Here is a 14,823-nt window from a genome sequence, read left to right as displayed (position 1 = left end):
CAATGGAGTCGGCGGCGGAGCTACCAACGGAAGGTGCGCATGCGCATGGCGTGACGGAGGCGGGCGACCTTGGCGCGGCGGGGCTGGACGCGGTCGCGCAGTTCGCGCGCCTCGGTCAGGTCCCGGAGGAACTGGGCGCGGCGCAGTCGGCGCTCGGCGTCCGTCTCCGGCTGCCCGATCCGTTCGGCCCGTTCGGCCCGTTCGGGCCGTTCGGATTGTTCGGATTGTTCGACGCGGCGAAGTCGTCCGGCCCGTTCGGCCCCATGAGCCCGTTCGGCCCCCTCGGTTCGTCCGAGTCGTTCCAACTGCTCCGGGGACTCCTCTTCCCGGTCCGGCATAGGCCCACCACCCCAGGTACGTCCCTACCGCCTTCCCTCTGACGGGCGGTTTGATGCCAGCGCAGGGGGTGCGGGGGCACGGTTACTGTTATGGGCATGCGTCTCCACGTCGTCGACCACCCCCTGGTCGCCCATAAGCTCACCACCCTGCGCGACCGGCGCACCGACTCCGCGACCTTCCGGCGGCTCGCCGACGAGCTGGTCACCCTGCTCGCCTACGAGGCCACCAGGGACGTGCGCACCGAGCAGGTCGACATCGTGACCCCGGTCGCCGCCACCACGGGCGTCAAGCTGTCCTACCCGCGCCCGCTGGTCGTACCGATCCTGCGTGCGGGCCTCGGCATGCTCGACGGCATGGTGCGACTGCTGCCGACCGCCGAGGTGGGCTTCCTTGGCATGGTGCGCGACGAGGAGACGCTCCAGGCGTCCACGTACGCGACCCGGATGCCGGACGACCTCTCCGGGCGCCAGGTGTACGTCCTCGACCCGATGCTGGCCACCGGCGGCACGCTCGTCGCGGCGATCCAGGAGCTGATCAAGCGCGGCGCCGACGACGTCACCGCCGTGGTGCTGCTCGCCGCGCCGGAGGGCGTCGAGGTCATGGAGCGCGAGCTCGCGGGCACGCCGGTGACGGTCGTGACCGCGTCGGTCGACGAACGGCTCAACGAGCACGGTTACATCGTGCCGGGGCTGGGCGACGCGGGGGACCGGATGTACGGGGCGGCCGAGTAGGTTCCCGCACCTGCGCGGGACCTGCCACGGTCCTACGTGACCGTCGCGGCCGAACGGGGCCCCTCAGCCGTCCCTCGGGCCCTCAGCGGCCTTGCCGGGGCCATCCAGGGGTTTCGGGGCCTTCAGGGCCCATCGGTTCGGTTCTGAACGATCAGCGGTCTCACGAAGGCTGTCTGCGGTCCCTACGGGGCTGCCGACAGCCTTCGCCGTTCAGCAGCTCTTCGGAGAGGCGGACGCGGCCGGCCGGGGCCCGGACAGGGTGGCGAGGGCCTTGTCGGCGTCCTCCTTCTTCGCGAGGCTCTTGAAGGCGGTGCCGATGATCAGGTCGACCCGGTCGGCCTGGGCGCGGCCGTCCGTCTTCACCTCGGCGCCGGACAACTGCGTGCCCAGCACCGGCAGCGCGGCCTGTGCGGCTCCCTTGGCGCCCAGCAGTATCCCGGCGCCGTTGACCTTCTTGTCGTACGTGGCCGTCGCGTTGCCCACGTCGCCGATGCGGAACCCGCGCTTCTTCAGCTCGTCCGCCGTCTGCTTGGCGAGCCCGCTGCGCGGCGTGGCGTTGAGGACGTTGACGGTGATCTGCCCGGGCCTGGGCAGCGTCCCGGCGGCGGTGGACGTCGTGGTCGCCTTGGCCGACGGGCCGACCTTGGACGTGCAGTCGCCCTTCGTACCGGCCGCCGTGGCCTTGTCGCCCTTGCCCGTGAAGACGTCGATGAGCTGCAGGGTTCCCCACCCGACCAGCCCGAGCGCGGTGACGGAGGCGACGGCCAGGAACACGAGCCTGCGACGCCCTCGGCGTCGGCGCATCCGTGGGTATTTGTCCCCCGTGATCCGGTACTGGCCGCCCATGCCAGGGGGAGTGAGCATGCTCATGGGCGCAGCGTAGTGCGCCGCGGCGGTGATTCCTACAAAATGATCATCGGTCGAGGTTCAGTCCAACCCAAAAGGGTCAACGAGCGGGGATCTTGGGCCTCGATGAGGCCGTCGTGTCCCGGGCGCCCGGTCCCGGCCGAGTTCGTCTCGGTCGAGTCGGCCGAGTCAGTCGAGTTCGAGCACACGTGCGTGGAGCACTTGGCGCTGTTGCAGCGCGGCGCGTACGGCGCGGTGCAGGCCGTCCTCGAGGTACAGGTCGCCCTGCCACTTCACTACGTGCGCGAACAGGTCGCCGTAGAACGTGGAGTCCTCGGCGAGGAGGGTCTCCAGGTCCAGCTGGCCCTTGGTCGTCACGAGCTGATCGAGGCGGACCGGGCGCGGCGCGACGTCCGCCCACTGCCGGGTGCTTTCCCGGCCGTGGTCGGGGTACGGCCGTCCGTTTCCGATGCGCTTGAAGATCACACGGAAAGCCTACCGGCCCAGACCTTCCGGGCGCAGCCATGGCGACGTAGTGCGACGCTGGAAAAGACGCCGTAAATCAGTGCAAACCGGGAACAGGGGCCTGATATGAGCGACAGCGAAGCGCCTCCCGTGGTGGCACCCGAAGGTGTGAGCGGCGCCCGCGGGCTCCCCCAGGAGGCCCTGGAGATCGCCTCCGGTTACGCGTTCGCCGGACCCGCGCTCGACCTGGGCGTCCTGCTCTGGGACGGGCGGTGTCTGCCGGACGCCCGGATCCGCATTCCGCTGCCCGTGCTCAACCGGCACGGGCTGGTCGCCGGAGCCACCGGCACCGGCAAGACGAAGACGCTGCAGCTGATCGCCGAACAGTTGTCCGTGCAGGGCGTGCCGGTGTTCCTCGCCGACATCAAGGGTGATGTCTCCGGGATCTCGGCGCCGGGCGTGTCGAACGACAAGGTGCTGGCGCGTGCCCAGGAGGTCCACCAGGAGTGGACGCCGACCGCCTGCCCGGCCGAGTTCTACGCGCTCGGCGGCATGGGCAAGGGGATCCCCGTACGGGCGACGGTCACCAGCTTCGGCCCGGTGCTGCTCTCCAAGGTGCTCCAGCTCAACCAGACCCAGGAGCAGTCGCTCGGCCTGATCTTCCACTACGCCGACCAGAAGGGTCTCGAACTGTTCGACCTCAAGGACCTGCGGGCCGTCGTCACCTTCCTGACCTCGGACGAGGGCAAGACGGAGCTGAAGGGCATCGGTGGCCTGTCGCCCGCGACGGCAGGCGTGATCCTGCGCTCCCTGACCGCCTTCGAGGCGCAGGGCATGAGCCCGTTCTTCGGGGAGCCGGAGTTCGACACGAGCGAGCTGCTGCGGATGGCGCCGGACGGGCGCGGGACGGTGTCCGTCCTCGAACTCCCCGAGGTCCAGGACAAACCGCAGCTCTTTTCGACCTTCCTGATGTGGATGCTCGCCGATCTCTTCCACGACCTCCCGGAGGTCGGCGACCTCGACAAGCCGAAACTGGTCTTCTTCTTCGACGAGGCGCATCTCCTCTTCACCGGCGCGTCGAAGGCCTTCCTGGAGTCGATCACCCAGACCGTGCGGCTCATTCGTTCGAAGGGGGTCGGCGTCTTCTTCGTGACGCAGACCCCGAAGGACGTGCCGTCCGACGTCCTCGCCCAGCTCGGCAACCGCGTTCAGCACGCCTTGCGCGCTTTCACCCCGGACGACCAGAAGGCGCTGAAGGCCACGGTGAAGACCTTCCCCAACTCCGCGTACGACCTGGAGGAGGTCCTCACCGGCATCGGCACCGGCGAGGCCGTGGTGACCGTGCTGAGCGAGAAGGGCGCGCCGACGCCGGTCGCGGCGACCCGGCTGCGGGCCCCGCAGTCCCTGATGGGCCCTGTCGATCCGGCCGCGCTGGACCGGGCGGTGCAGGCGTCCCCGCTGTACGGGCGTTACGCGCAGGCGGTCGACCGCGAGTCCGCGTACGAGAAGCTCGCGGCGCGGGACGCGGCAGCCGCGCAGGCCGGGCGGGCGCCCGCGAAGGACGGCGGCCGGGCGAAGGAGGAACCCTCGGTCGTCGAACAGGTCGTCGGCAGCGGGATCTTCAAGTCCCTGGCACGGTCGATGGGCACGCAGATCGGCAGGGAGATCACCCGCTCCCTCTTCGGGACGGCTCGGCGCAGGCGGTAGCCGGTAGCCGGTGGTTGGTTTTTGTCATCTGTCATCTGTCATCTGTCATCTGGCGGCTGTCAGCTGTCAGGCGGTGAGGCGACCGCCCCGCCCACGGGCGGGACGGTCGCCTCACCGTTCCCTGTGCTAGCTGTTTCCGTGCTCCTTGGGCGGGGGCGCCTGCATCTGCGGGGCGTCCGGTGCGGGCCTGGGTTCGGGCTGCGGCTTGGGCGTGTTGCGGACGGCTTCCGCGCGCAGGAGGGCGCGCAGGACCGCGTACGGGTCGGTGGGCATGGCTGTGTCCTTGCGTTCGCTTGGTTCACTGACTGGCTGGTGGGGACGGTCCGGAGGCCGGGCCGGGCCTGTCAGCAGCGCAGGACCACGGAGCGCAGGGCGTGCAGCGTGCGGGAGGGCGACGGCGGTACGTGACGGGGGTGGGGCGCCGGCTCCGGGCAGTCGGGAGCGGTCGGCGCGGGGCGCAGTGGGGCGAGGGGGCGGTGGTCCTGCCGGGCGGGCGGGCGAAGGGCCGTGTCGAGTACGTCGTGTTCGGCGCCGCAGCCCGCTTCGGCGGAGGCCACGTCGGCGGTCGGGGCGAAGGCGTCGACGTGGGCGCCCGCCGCGAGGATCGTGACGACGAGGAGTGTCAGAACCCGCATCCACGCGTGCCGGTGCGGCGGGCGCGGCCGGCGGTGCGGAGAGGAGCTCATAGGGGTCGTGTCCCCATCCGGAGTGGGTGGTTCATCGGGTCGGCGGCGAGATCCGTCCTCATGGGCTACGGGTGAGGCGCGGAGTTGACGTACGGCGTGGACTCGTCGTGCGGTTGCGGTCCTGCGGTCCTGCGGTCGGGCGTGCGGTCAGACGACGGCCGGGATGCGCTTGGCGCGGCCGCGGATCACGAACGCCGTGACGATTTCCGTGACGCCGACCGCGATGAGCCAGCAGCCGCCGACGAGGGTGAGGACGGCGACCGAGGTGAACGGGGACACGATGAGGACGATCCCCGCGAGGAAACTCACGATCCCGAGGAAGATCTGCCAGCCGCGGGCCGGCACGGTCGGGTCGGACGCGGCGGCCAGGGTCTGGGTGATGCCGCGGAACAGCCAGCCGATGCCGATCCACAGGGCGAGCAGGAGGATCGACTGCATCGGGCCGCGGAAACAGAACAGGCCGAGCAGGATCGAGAGGGCGCCGCTGATGAAGGCCATGACGCGCAGCGAGGTCGCGGCGTGGGTGCCGAACGCGGCGACGAGCTGGAGTACGCCGCTGAAGAGCAGGTAGAGGCCGAAGAGCACGCCTGCGGCCAGCAGGGAGGCGCCCGGCCAGACCAGCACCAGCACGCCCAGGACGAAGGCCGCGATGCCGGCGAGCAGGACGGCTTGCCAGGCGCTGCGGGCGATGAAGTGCAGGGGGCCTTCGGGGGTGACGCGTGGTTCACGGTCGTGGACGTGGCGGTCGTCGTACTGCGGGCCTTGGTGGGAGGCGTTCGGTACCTGGCTCATGTTTCATGTTTTGGCCGCGTGGGGCCGCTCTGCCACCGCGGTGACCCATCCGACGGACCCGCGCCCCGCCCGAGGGGCGCGGGGAACTGCGCGACCGGCCTCCGCCATCCCGCAGCCGACAAACTCACCCCGGCGTCGGGAAGTGCCGGGCTACTTGCCGGAGGCCTTCGCCTGGGCCTTCATTTCCTGCTTGTGGGCGCGGACCTTCGCCAGGGACTCCGGGCCGGTGATGTCGGCGACGGAGCGGAAGGAGTCCGGCTCGCCGTACGCCCCCGCCGCCTCGCGCCAGCCCTCGGGCCGCACACCGAACTGCTTGCCGAGCAGAGCCAGGAAGATCTGGGCCTTCTGGGCGCCGAACCCGGGCAGTTCCTTGAGCCGCCGCAGCAGCTCCTCGCCGCTCTTGACGCCCTCCCAGACCTTGGCCGCGTCCCCGTCGTAGTGCTCCACGAGGTACTGGCACAGCTGCTGGATCCGCTTGGCCATGGACCCGGGATAGCGATGCACGGCCGGCTTCGCGGTGAGCAGCGCGGCGAACTTCTCCGGGTCGTACGCGGCGATCTCGTGCGCGTCCAACTCGTCCGCACCCATGCGCGAGGCGATCGTGCGCGGCCCCTTGAACGCCCACTCCATCGGCACCTGCTGGTCCAGCAGCATCCCGGTCAGGGCGGCGAGGGGGCTGCGGCTGAGCAGCGCGTCCGCTTCGGGATCCTGGGCGATGTGAAGGCTGACGTCCATGCCTCGATGATCCCGCGTGAGGGTGCGGAACGCCTCTCAGGCCTCCGTGCGCCAGTAGCCCATCGCGTTCACCCGTTGCCTCGGGACGGCGAGTTCCTTGCGGACGTACGTCGTGAGGGTGCGGGTCGTGGTGGTGTCGCAGGCGATCCAGACGTAGGGGGCGGACTGGTCCTTGAGGAGGTCAGGGAGGGACTCCTTGACCCGGGTGACGAGAGGGGCGCCCCGGCGCGGGACCGGGCGCAGGTCGTGGAGTGAGGGGCGGGTGCGCAGCGGGAGCCCGTCCGTGCCGTGGTCCGTCTCGAACCAGATCGTCGCCGGGGCCGTACCCACCGCGTCCAGGAGGGAGTTGAGGGCGGGGAGGGAGGCCGAGTCGGCGACGGCGAGGACGTGGGACGGGGCCGGGTCCGGCTCCGTGAACGCGGTGCCGTGGACCGTGGCCTCGATGGTGTCCCCGGGCTTCGCCGCCCGTGCCCAGTCGCTCGCGCGTCCCTCGTGCAGCGCGAACTCCAGCCCGAAGGTGCCGTTCGCGGGGTCGGGGTCGACCAGGGTGTACGCCCGCTGGTGCGGCTTGCCCGCGTTGTCGAACCACAGCCGGACCCACATGGTCGGGTGCACCCCGGTCGCCGCGAGCATGCCGCCGTCGGTCAGGCGCAGGCGTCGGTAGCGCGGAGTGATGTCTTCGGCTCCGGTCACCGTGAACTCGAAGTCCTTGCCGCGCAGCAGCTTGAGTACCGCGCCTTCCCAACCATGCCCCTGGCCCATCGGCCCTCCACCCCTCACGTACGATTTCGCCCCAATGGAAGTTAGGTTAGCCTAACCTGATAAGTGTGGGGATGGATTGTGACCGCCGAGCTCTACCGTGACCCTTGGGGGATCCCCCACCTGCGCGCCACCGACGCCCGCGCCCTCGCCCGTGCCCAGGGCCGTGTCACCGCCCTCGACCGTGCCTGGCAACTGGAGGTCGAACGGCACCGCGCGCAGGGCACCTCCGCCGCGTTCCTCGGCGCCGAGGCCGTCGGCTGGGACCGGTTCGCACGCCGGGCCCGGCTCGACGACACCGCGAGACGTTGCTTCGCGGCGCTGGAGAGACGGGATCCGGAGACCGCCGACTGGGTCGTGGCGTACGTCGACGGGGTCAACGAGGGGCTGGCCGAAGGCGCCCGGCGCACACCGGAGTTCGCGGCGACCGGGCTCGCCCCGGGGCGCTGGGAGCCCTGGACCCCGCTCGGCGTCTGGCTCGGCGCGCACATCCTCTTCGCCGGTTTCCCCGCCAAGCTGTGGCGGGAGGAGGTCGTCCGACGGATCGGACCGGAGGCCGTGGACCTCTTCGCCGCCGACGGTCCCGGCACCTCCGGCAGCAACGGCTGGCTCGTCACGGGCGAGCGGACCGCCACCGGGCAGCCGGTCATCGCGGGCGACCCCCACCGCTTCATCGAGGACCCCGGCGTCTACCAGCAGATCCACCTCTCCTGCCCCGAGTTCGACGTCGTCGGCCTCGCCGTCCCCGGCGTCCCGGGCATCGCCCACTTCGCCCACACCGGCACGGTCGCCTGGGCCATCACCAACGCGATGGCCGACTACCAGGACCTGTACCGGGAACGACTGCGACGCGTCGGGCCCCAGGGACCGGAAGGACCGGAGCGATCGGAAGGACCCGAGCGATCGGAACGTTGGGAGGCGCTCGACCCCGACGGGGAGTGGCGGGCCGTCGCCCGGCACGTCGAGACGGTCGAGGTGGCGGGCGGTGAACCCGTCGAGGTCGAGGTCGTCGAGACCCCGCGCGGACCGGTCGTCATCGGGGGAGCGGAGCAGACCGAGGGCGTCGAAGCCATCAGCCTCCGCTACCCGCCCCGCGTCACCGAAGAACTCGGCTTCAGCGCGCTCCTCCCGCTCCTCCGGGCCCGCGAAGTCGCCGACGTCGACCGGGCGTTCGACCACTGGGCCGAGCCCGTGAACGTCGTCCAGGCCGCCGACACCGAGGGCGGCGTACTGCACCGGGTCGCCGGCCGAGTCCCGCTCCGCGACGCTGACAACCGCACCCGGACCGTCGCCGCCTGGGAGCCCGGGCACGAATGGCGGGGCTGGCACGAGATGCCGTACGGGACGGTCGAGGACGGCGTCGCCGTGATGGCGAACCAGCGCGGCCCCGCCGGCCCGCTCGGTGTCGAGTTCGCCCCGTTCCACCGGGCCGCCCGGATCCGGCAGCTCCTCGACGAACGGCCGAAATGGTCGGCCCAGGACATGGCGGACATCCACATGGACACCCATCTCGCCTCCGCCGCGCCCCTGATGGACCACCTCGCCGCGCTCGACGGACTCAGCATCGAGGCGACCGCCCTGCGCGACCGGCTGCTCGGCTGGGACCGCCGGATGACGGCCGACAGCATGGCGGCGGCCGCCTATTCCGCGGTGCGCGGCGCGGTCGTACGGCGGCTCGCCGCGCACCCCGCCTTCGCCGCGCTGGCCGACCCGCCCGCGTACCCCGAGGTCTTCCGCCCCTGGCTCGCCCTCCTCCCCCGTGTCGGCTTCGCCCTCGAACACCTGCTGAAGGCCGAGGAGTTGTACGGCATCGATCGTGCCGCCCTCGTCCGCGAGGCCGTCGAGGAAGCGGCCGCGCAACCGCTCGGCGTCTGGGGCGACACCCACCGGCTCGCGCCCTGGCGCGCGCTCCCGACCACCTCGCAGGACGAACCGGGTCTCTCCGGAGACCACGACTGCGTGCTGTGCACCTCGGCGGTCCCCGGCCTGACGGACCTGAGCGCGCGCGGCCCCGCGGCCCGTTACGTCTGGGACCTCGCCGACCGCGACCAGAGCCTCTGGGTGGTCCCCTTCGGCGCCTCGGGCGTCCCGGGCTCGGCCCACCACCGCGACCAACTCCCCTTGTGGCTCAAGGGAGAACTGGCCCCGGTCAGCACCGACTGGAGCCGACTGACACCGGAGCAGGAGACAGAGAAGGGTGAGGACACCATGAGCAGTGAGCCGTACGCCGCCGACCGCGAGGCCGTGCACGAGGAGACGCTCGACGGCTACGGGACCGTGCGCGTCCTGCGCGTCGACCCGCACGCCGACCTGGACGTCATCCACCGCTGGGTGAGCGAGGAGCGTGCCGTGTTCTGGGGCATGAACGGGCTCACGAAGCAGCAGGTGCTGGAGACCTACGTCCATCTGGACTCCCTCGACACCCACCACGCCTTCCTCGCGGTCAAGGACGGCGAGCCCGCCGCGCTCTTCCAGACGTACGAGCCCGAGGCCGACCGGGTCAGCGAGTGCTACGCCGTCGAACCCGGCGACATCGGCGTCCACCTGCTGATCGGCCCCGCGGGGTCCGGAGGTGGCCGGCCGGGCTGGTCGTCCGCGCTGCTGACCACGTTCACCACGTACGTGCTGGTCGGCCTCGATCGGCAGCGGGTCGTGGTCGAACCCGACGCGCGCAACGAGAAGGCGATCGCGCGTCTGGTCCGACAGGGCTTCGTACCCGGCCCGGAGATCGTGCTTCCCGAAATCGACCTTCCCGGGGTCTACTTGCCCGAGAAGCGGGCCCGGCTGGCCTTTCTGACGAGGGAGACGGCCCTCCCAGGGGCTTCCCCGGCGGGTTCCTCGCCGGGTTCCCCAGTGGGCTGATCGGTGGGTTCCTCGCCGGGGGAGTGAGCACGGCGCCGGATTCGTCCGTACGTATCCGTGACTCTGGAAGTGCGGACCGGGCGGACCGGAATGCGGAGACCGCAGGGCCGACGGAGACGACGGAGACAGCGTGTGAGCGGACGTGGAGCCGGACAGCGGGAGCGACGGCGGATCGCCCAGGGGCTGGCGCTGCTGGGCACGGTGCTGGTCCTGGTGCTGTTCGGCGGTGTCGGCGGCGCGTCCGCCCACGCCGCGCTGACCGGCACCGATCCCCAGGACGGCAGCGTGCTGAAGACGGCGCCCACCGAGGTGACGCTGTCCTTCAGCGAGTCCATCGGGCTCCTCGACGACTCCTTCCGCGTGCTCGACCCGGACAACCGACGCGTGCACACCGGCGAACCGGGGCACGCGGGCGACCGTTCCGACACCGCCCGTGTGACCCTGCCGAAGGGCCTGGGCACCGGCACCTTCACGGTGGCCTGGCGGGTCGTCTCGGCCGACAGCCACCCGATCTCCGGCGCCTTCACCTTCTCCATCGGCAAACCCTCCGCGACCCCACCGCCGGTGCCCGTCGACCCCGCCGGGGGCACCGTCGCGAGCACGCTCTACGACGCCGCCCGCTACCTGGCGTACGGCGGTCTGGCCCTCCTCATCGGCGCGGCCACCTTCGTCCTGGTCTGCGGTTTCCCGGACGCGGTACGGCGACTGCTGTTCACCGGCTGGTGGGTCCTGCTGCTGTCCACGGCCGCGCTGCTGCTCCTGCGCGGACCGTACGAGCGCGGCAGCTCCCCGACGGACGCCTTCGACCCGTCCGTCCTCAACGAGACCCTGACCAGCAGGCCGGGGCTGGCCCTGCTGGCGCGGCTGGTGCTGCTCGGGGCGACGGTGTTCTATCCGGTACGCGAGCAGGTGCGGGGGCGGCTCGTCCTCGCGCTCGGCGGGCTGCTCACCGTCTCCCTCGCCGTCACCTGGGCCGTCGCCGAGCACGCGTCCGCCGGGATCCAGGTCCCGGTGGCGATGGTCTCCTCCGTACTGCACCTGCTGTCGATGGCGGTCTGGATGGGCGGCCTCGCGGCCCTGCTCACCACGCTGTACCGGTCGGCCGAGCCGATCCCCGCGGCCGTCGTCAACCGCTTCTCCCGCCTCGCCCTCGCCTCGGTCACCGTCCTGGTCGTCACCGGCGTCTACCAGTCCTGGCGCGGCCTCGGCTCCTGGGACGCGCTGACCTCCACCTCGTACGGCAGGCTCCTCCTCGCCAAGCTGGTGGCGGTGCTGGTGCTGCTGGCGGGGGCGGGGGCCTCGCGGCGCTGGACCGGGCGGCTGATGCTCGCGGCGGACGAAGCACGGACAGCGGCGGCGGTGCCGGTGGAGGAGCGGGTGCCGCAGACGGTGGGGGCCTCGTCCGCCCCCACCGACGTACGGGTCGGGAGGGCGGACGGCCCCTCGGACGGCAGCCCGTCGGATGGCGGCCCCTCGGACGACGGTGCATCGGACGACGGCGCACCGGATCCGGATCACGAGTTCTCGGACGAGGCCTCCGACAAGAGCTCGGGCAAGATCTCCGACAAGCCCTCCGACGAGGCCGACCGGTACCGGCGGGCGTTGCGCCGTTCGGTGCTGGTCGAGGTCGTCGTCGGCATCGTCGTGCTGGTGATCACCACCCTGCTCACCGGTACCCAGCCGGGCCGCGCGGCCACCGAGGCCGCGGCGGCCTCGGCCACCGCGGCCGCCGGGGAGACCACGGCCTCGACGACGACGATCCCGTTCGACGTCGGCACGGAGGGCGGACACGGCAAGGTGCAGATCCAAATGACACCGAGCCGGGTGGGCGAGAACTCCGTGCAGGCCGTGATCTACGGCTCCGACGGCGGCTTCGCCACCGTGCCCGAACTGCGCCTGACCTTCACTCTGGAATCCCAGCAGATCGGCCCGATCGACGCCGGGCTGACGGACAAGGGCGGCTACTGGACCGCGGACGGCGTCACCCTCCCGGTGGCCGGCACCTGGACCATGAAGGCCACCGTCCGCACCACCGACATCGACCAGGTCACGGTGTCGAAGACCGTGAAGATCGGCTGACGGGACCACCGCGTCGGCTCACGGGGTCTGCTTCATGCCGTCGACGACGGCCCGCTTGAGGATCGCGCTGGTGAAGGTCACGGTGCCGGGCTTCATCAGCGCGTCCTCGCCGGTGCTCTGCTTCACCTGGACCGAGCGCTCGCCCAGGAAGACGTGGGTCTTCTTGTCGAAGATCCACTCCTCGCGCTGACCACTGGTCTCGTCCAGCCGCGCCACCGCGACCCCGTGCCGGCCCACCGCGTCCACCGCGTCGTCGACCACGACGACACCGGGGATCTTCGCGGCGGCCTTGAACAGCACCGGGTAGAGGTTCGCCGGAGGATAGCTCTCGCCGAGCAGGTCGCCGATGGTGGTGAACGCCTCCTGGTCGGGCGAGTTGCCGTGGCCCTTGGTCTCCTTGTAGATCGTGGCCAGGAGCCGGTCGGGGTCGGTGGTCAGCTTGGCCAGGTAGTCGTACGTGGGGTGGTTCAGGCCGCCGACCGGGGTGTTGCCCTGTTCGTCGGGCAGGCTCAGGGTCTCGCCCTCGGAGCTGTCGTTGACGGCCGGGTCGATCAGCCAGCCCTTGGTGCCGTCGGCGGACTGCCAGATCTTGCGGGTGTGCAGTGCGTGGCTGGCGAGGCTGCTCTTGTCGCCGACGGTCTTCACGAAGGTGTCGGCCGTCTTGGACTCTATGTAGACGTACTGGCCGGGCTCGACGGCCGGGTGGCTTCCCTCGGTCGCGGCCGCCGCCAGTGAGATCTGGCCCAGCAACTGGGGGACGCCCTTGGTGGTCGCGGGACCGATGTGGGTGGTGAGGGCGGGTCCGGTGGCGACGCCGCCGTCCCTGACCCCGCCGCCGTCGTTCATCACCACTCCGGCGACGACCGTACCGGCCAGGGCGGCGGCCAGCGCGGGCAGCGTGATCGCCGGACGCGGCAGCCGCAGCCGCCGGGTCCGCGCCGGGGCCACCGCCTCCGCGGCCGCCGTGCGCTCTTCCTGCTGGATCTGGTGAATCTGGGCCATCAGGCGCTCCTTGTGGAACTGGTGACGGCCCGCCGGGAGGTCGCGCGCCGTGCGGGACAGGAGCTGCTGGGCGCTCTCGTCCTGCTCGGCCGGACTCTGCCGGGGCGTGTTCGCGTTCATCGGTTTCCTTCCTGTGCGGGCCGGATCACTTGGGTGCGATCGCCTGTTACCTGTCGGGCGCGGAGGCTGCCTTCCCGTCTTCCGTGAACTTTTTTCAGCGGCGGTTCGGGTTCTTGGCGCGCCGGTCCGGGGTCGGTGAGGGTGCGCAGCTTCTTGCGGGCGCGGGAGAGCCGGGAGGCGACCGTGCCGACCGGAATCCCCAGCGCCTCGGCCGCGGCCTCGTAGTCCAGGCCCTCCCCCAGGCAGAGTGCGATGACCTCGCGCTCCGCGGGACGCAGCGTCGCGAGGGCGGTGAGGGCGGTCGCGAGGCGGCGCCGGTCGTCGACCCGCCCTGCCACGTCCTCGGCGTGGTCGGGCACCGACAGCTCGGCCGCGGCGGCGGCCTGGGCCGCCTGCCGGTAACGCCGGTTGCTGCGGTACTGGTTGCGCGCGGTGTTGGTGGCGATGCCCAGCAGCCAGGGCCGCAGCGAGCCGCCCTCGGGGTCGACCCGGTCGCGCAGCCGCCATGCCTCCAGGAAGGTCGCGGCCATCACGTCCTCGGCCGTCGACCAGTCGGCGGTCAGCCGGAAGGCATGGTTGTAGACCGCGCGCGCATAACTGTCGAAGAGCTCCGCGAAGGCGCTCGATTCCCCGGCCCGTACCCGGGTACGCATATCAATGCTCACCCCTATGAGCTGTCCGGCACCCGACACCGACTTCCCGTGACCTGCGTCACACTTCTCCGTGTGCGGTGGGGGCCGGCGCGGCAGGGCGCGGGGCTCCGTGGAACACCTGCCGAGTGTGCCAGTCCCGGTGGTGCGCGGCGATGGGCGTGGTGCCCGGCTGGTCATCAACGACGTCATTCTGCTCGGTGACCGCGCCTGGTTCACCGACTCGCGCGACGCCGTCCTCTACGGCTTCACGACCGGGTACGCCACCGAGATCGCGCTGATCGGAGGTGTGCGGCGCACCGCCGCCCGCCGGCGCGACCGTCTTTACCTGGTCAACGCCCGCTTCACCAGTCCCCAGACGCCGGACACGACGTTCGACGCGGTCGCGGTGACCCTCTGACTCTCCGGGGCGGCGGGGCCTAGGCCCAGGCCAGGGCCCGCTGCGGCCGGCGTGCCGGGCTGTTCACCCGTACCGGTTCCGTGGCCCTGGTCCGTCCGCCGGCGAAGACGTAGAGGCGCAGGAGGAGGAAGCGTCCGATGCCGGCGAGGCCGGAGGCACTGAGGTAGACGATCTGTTCGGTGAGCATGCTCGGAGAGTCCCGGAGGGTGTGCAGGACGAGGACGGCGACGGAGGTGACGGCGTAGGCGGCCGCGGCCGATCCCGCGGACTGCCAGTGCCGGCGCCATCCGGCGTGCTTCCCGCTGCCGAAGGTGAAGCGTGCGTGCAACTCGGTGCAGAGGAGGGTCGACGCGACGGTGATGACCGCGTTGGCCACCGCCCAGGGCATCAGTCCGGCGACGAGGGGGACGGCGAAGCTGGAGAGGACGCCGATGCCGCCGCCGCAGAGGACGAACCGGGCGAAGGAGGCGAGCGGACCGGGGGCGGCCGGGGCCGCCGGTATCCGGCGGGCGTCGTGGGCGCCGGTCCCGGTCGGCTCCGCACCCCGCACCGCGGACTCCGTCTCCGGCTTCGACGAGAGCAGCGCGTTCATGGGGCTTTCCTTCCGGACGGCGGAGCTGTGAACCTCTGGGACCAGCTGGGTTCAACGA

General features: G+C 71.5%; 16 protein-coding genes and 1 pseudogene. 5 read left to right on the top strand and 12 right to left on the bottom strand.

The genetic code is table 11. The features are described from left to right. Nucleotides 1-20: 20 nt before the first annotated feature. On the bottom strand, nucleotides 21-338 hold the full coding sequence (locus tag OG798_RS26925; protein WP_328757792.1) for a hypothetical protein: 318 nt from the start codon (nucleotides 336-338) through the stop codon (nucleotides 21-23). A 96-nt stretch (nucleotides 339-434) separates the two neighbouring features. On the opposite strand from OG798_RS26925, the gene upp reads away from it, so the two are divergent. Next, the gene (gene upp / locus OG798_RS26920; protein WP_067377226.1) at nucleotides 435-1,070 is read left to right on the top strand and encodes a uracil phosphoribosyltransferase; all 636 of its coding nucleotides are present in this window, start codon (nucleotides 435-437) and stop codon (nucleotides 1,068-1,070) included. A gap of 210 nt (nucleotides 1,071-1,280) precedes the next feature. Here the strand turns inward: upp and OG798_RS26915 are convergent, their stop codons facing one another. Then, nucleotides 1,281-1,916, bottom strand: coding sequence for a LytR C-terminal domain-containing protein (locus tag OG798_RS26915; protein WP_267063866.1), 636 nt, complete (start codon nucleotides 1,914-1,916; stop codon nucleotides 1,281-1,283). 189 nt (nucleotides 1,917-2,105) lie between these two features. Continuing rightward, on the bottom strand, nucleotides 2,106-2,402 hold the full coding sequence (locus OG798_RS26910) for a type II toxin-antitoxin system VapB family antitoxin (RefSeq protein ID WP_003999914.1): 297 nt from the start codon (nucleotides 2,400-2,402) through the stop codon (nucleotides 2,106-2,108). Between the two features lie 105 nt (nucleotides 2,403-2,507). Between OG798_RS26910 and OG798_RS26905 the strand changes: the two genes are divergently transcribed. Continuing rightward, the gene (locus tag OG798_RS26905) at nucleotides 2,508-4,088 is read left to right on the top strand and encodes a helicase HerA-like domain-containing protein (RefSeq protein WP_183127269.1); all 1,581 of its coding nucleotides are present in this window, start codon (nucleotides 2,508-2,510) and stop codon (nucleotides 4,086-4,088) included. Between the two features lie 126 nt (nucleotides 4,089-4,214). On the opposite strand, the gene OG798_RS26900 is transcribed toward OG798_RS26905, so the two are convergent. From OG798_RS26900 to OG798_RS26880, 5 genes are all read right to left on the bottom strand, one after another. Then, nucleotides 4,215-4,361, bottom strand: coding sequence for a hypothetical protein (locus tag OG798_RS26900; RefSeq protein ID WP_179436518.1), 147 nt, complete (start codon nucleotides 4,359-4,361; stop codon nucleotides 4,215-4,217). Between the two features lie 71 nt (nucleotides 4,362-4,432). Next, entirely contained in the window at nucleotides 4,433-4,774 is a 342-nt protein-coding gene (locus tag OG798_RS26895; protein WP_121415666.1) for a hypothetical protein, read from the bottom strand. Between the two features lie 147 nt (nucleotides 4,775-4,921). Beyond that, complete coding sequence (locus OG798_RS26890; protein WP_095853810.1) at nucleotides 4,922-5,566, bottom strand: HdeD family acid-resistance protein; 645 nt, start codon at nucleotides 5,564-5,566, stop codon at nucleotides 4,922-4,924. A gap of 150 nt (nucleotides 5,567-5,716) precedes the next feature. Then, nucleotides 5,717-6,301, bottom strand: coding sequence for an HhH-GPD-type base excision DNA repair protein (locus tag OG798_RS26885; RefSeq protein ID WP_095853811.1), 585 nt, complete (start codon nucleotides 6,299-6,301; stop codon nucleotides 5,717-5,719). 36 nt (nucleotides 6,302-6,337) lie between these two features. Next, complete coding sequence (locus tag OG798_RS26880; RefSeq protein WP_095853812.1) at nucleotides 6,338-7,063, bottom strand: siderophore-interacting protein; 726 nt, start codon at nucleotides 7,061-7,063, stop codon at nucleotides 6,338-6,340. Nucleotides 7,064-7,141: 78 nt separating this feature from the next. On the opposite strand from OG798_RS26880, the gene OG798_RS26875 reads away from it, so the two are divergent. Both OG798_RS26875 and OG798_RS26870 read left to right on the top strand, forming a co-directional pair. Continuing rightward, the gene (locus OG798_RS26875) at nucleotides 7,142-9,922 is read left to right on the top strand and encodes a GNAT family N-acetyltransferase (RefSeq protein ID WP_328757791.1); all 2,781 of its coding nucleotides are present in this window, start codon (nucleotides 7,142-7,144) and stop codon (nucleotides 9,920-9,922) included. 90 nt (nucleotides 9,923-10,012) lie between these two features. Continuing rightward, nucleotides 10,013-12,001, top strand: a complete 1,989-nt coding sequence (locus tag OG798_RS26870; RefSeq protein ID WP_121415669.1) for a copper resistance CopC/CopD family protein — start codon at nucleotides 10,013-10,015, stop codon at nucleotides 11,999-12,001. A gap of 18 nt (nucleotides 12,002-12,019) precedes the next feature. Here the strand turns inward: OG798_RS26870 and OG798_RS26865 are convergent, their stop codons facing one another. The 3 genes and pseudogenes from OG798_RS26865 to OG798_RS56600 all read right to left on the bottom strand — a co-directional run. Further along, nucleotides 12,020-13,123 (bottom strand): CU044_5270 family protein, encoded by a 1,104-nt coding sequence (locus tag OG798_RS26865; RefSeq protein WP_121415670.1) that lies wholly within the window; start codon nucleotides 13,121-13,123, stop codon nucleotides 12,020-12,022. Then, on the bottom strand, nucleotides 13,120-13,776 hold the full coding sequence (locus OG798_RS26860) for an RNA polymerase sigma factor (RefSeq protein ID WP_121415671.1): 657 nt from the start codon (nucleotides 13,774-13,776) through the stop codon (nucleotides 13,120-13,122). The genes OG798_RS26865 and OG798_RS26860 overlap by 4 nt, the downstream gene beginning before the upstream one ends. A gap of 58 nt (nucleotides 13,777-13,834) precedes the next feature. Further along, nucleotides 13,835-13,960, bottom strand: a pseudogene (locus OG798_RS56600) (phosphorothioated DNA-binding restriction endonuclease); the annotation flags it as partial. Here OG798_RS56600 and OG798_RS26855 point away from each other — a divergent pair. Continuing rightward, nucleotides 13,904-14,173 (top strand): hypothetical protein, encoded by a 270-nt coding sequence (locus tag OG798_RS26855; protein ID WP_267062266.1) that lies wholly within the window; start codon nucleotides 13,904-13,906, stop codon nucleotides 14,171-14,173. The pseudogene OG798_RS56600 and the gene OG798_RS26855 overlap by 57 nt on opposite strands. 19 nt (nucleotides 14,174-14,192) lie before the next feature. Here OG798_RS26855 and OG798_RS26850 read toward each other — a convergent pair whose 3' ends face one another. Next, nucleotides 14,193-14,765 carry a GtrA family protein gene (locus OG798_RS26850; RefSeq protein WP_267062265.1) on the bottom strand — a complete coding sequence of 191 codons (573 nt, stop codon included), beginning with the start codon at nucleotides 14,763-14,765 and terminating at the stop codon, nucleotides 14,193-14,195. Between the last annotated feature and the right edge of the window lie 58 nt (nucleotides 14,766-14,823).

The organism is Streptomyces sp. NBC_00271 (genome assembly GCF_036178845.1).
Lineage (GTDB): Bacteria > Actinomycetota > Actinomycetes > Streptomycetales > Streptomycetaceae > Streptomyces.
The sequence above is the reverse complement of the archived record's forward strand: the minus strand, read 5'-3'. Positions and strand labels throughout refer to the sequence as shown.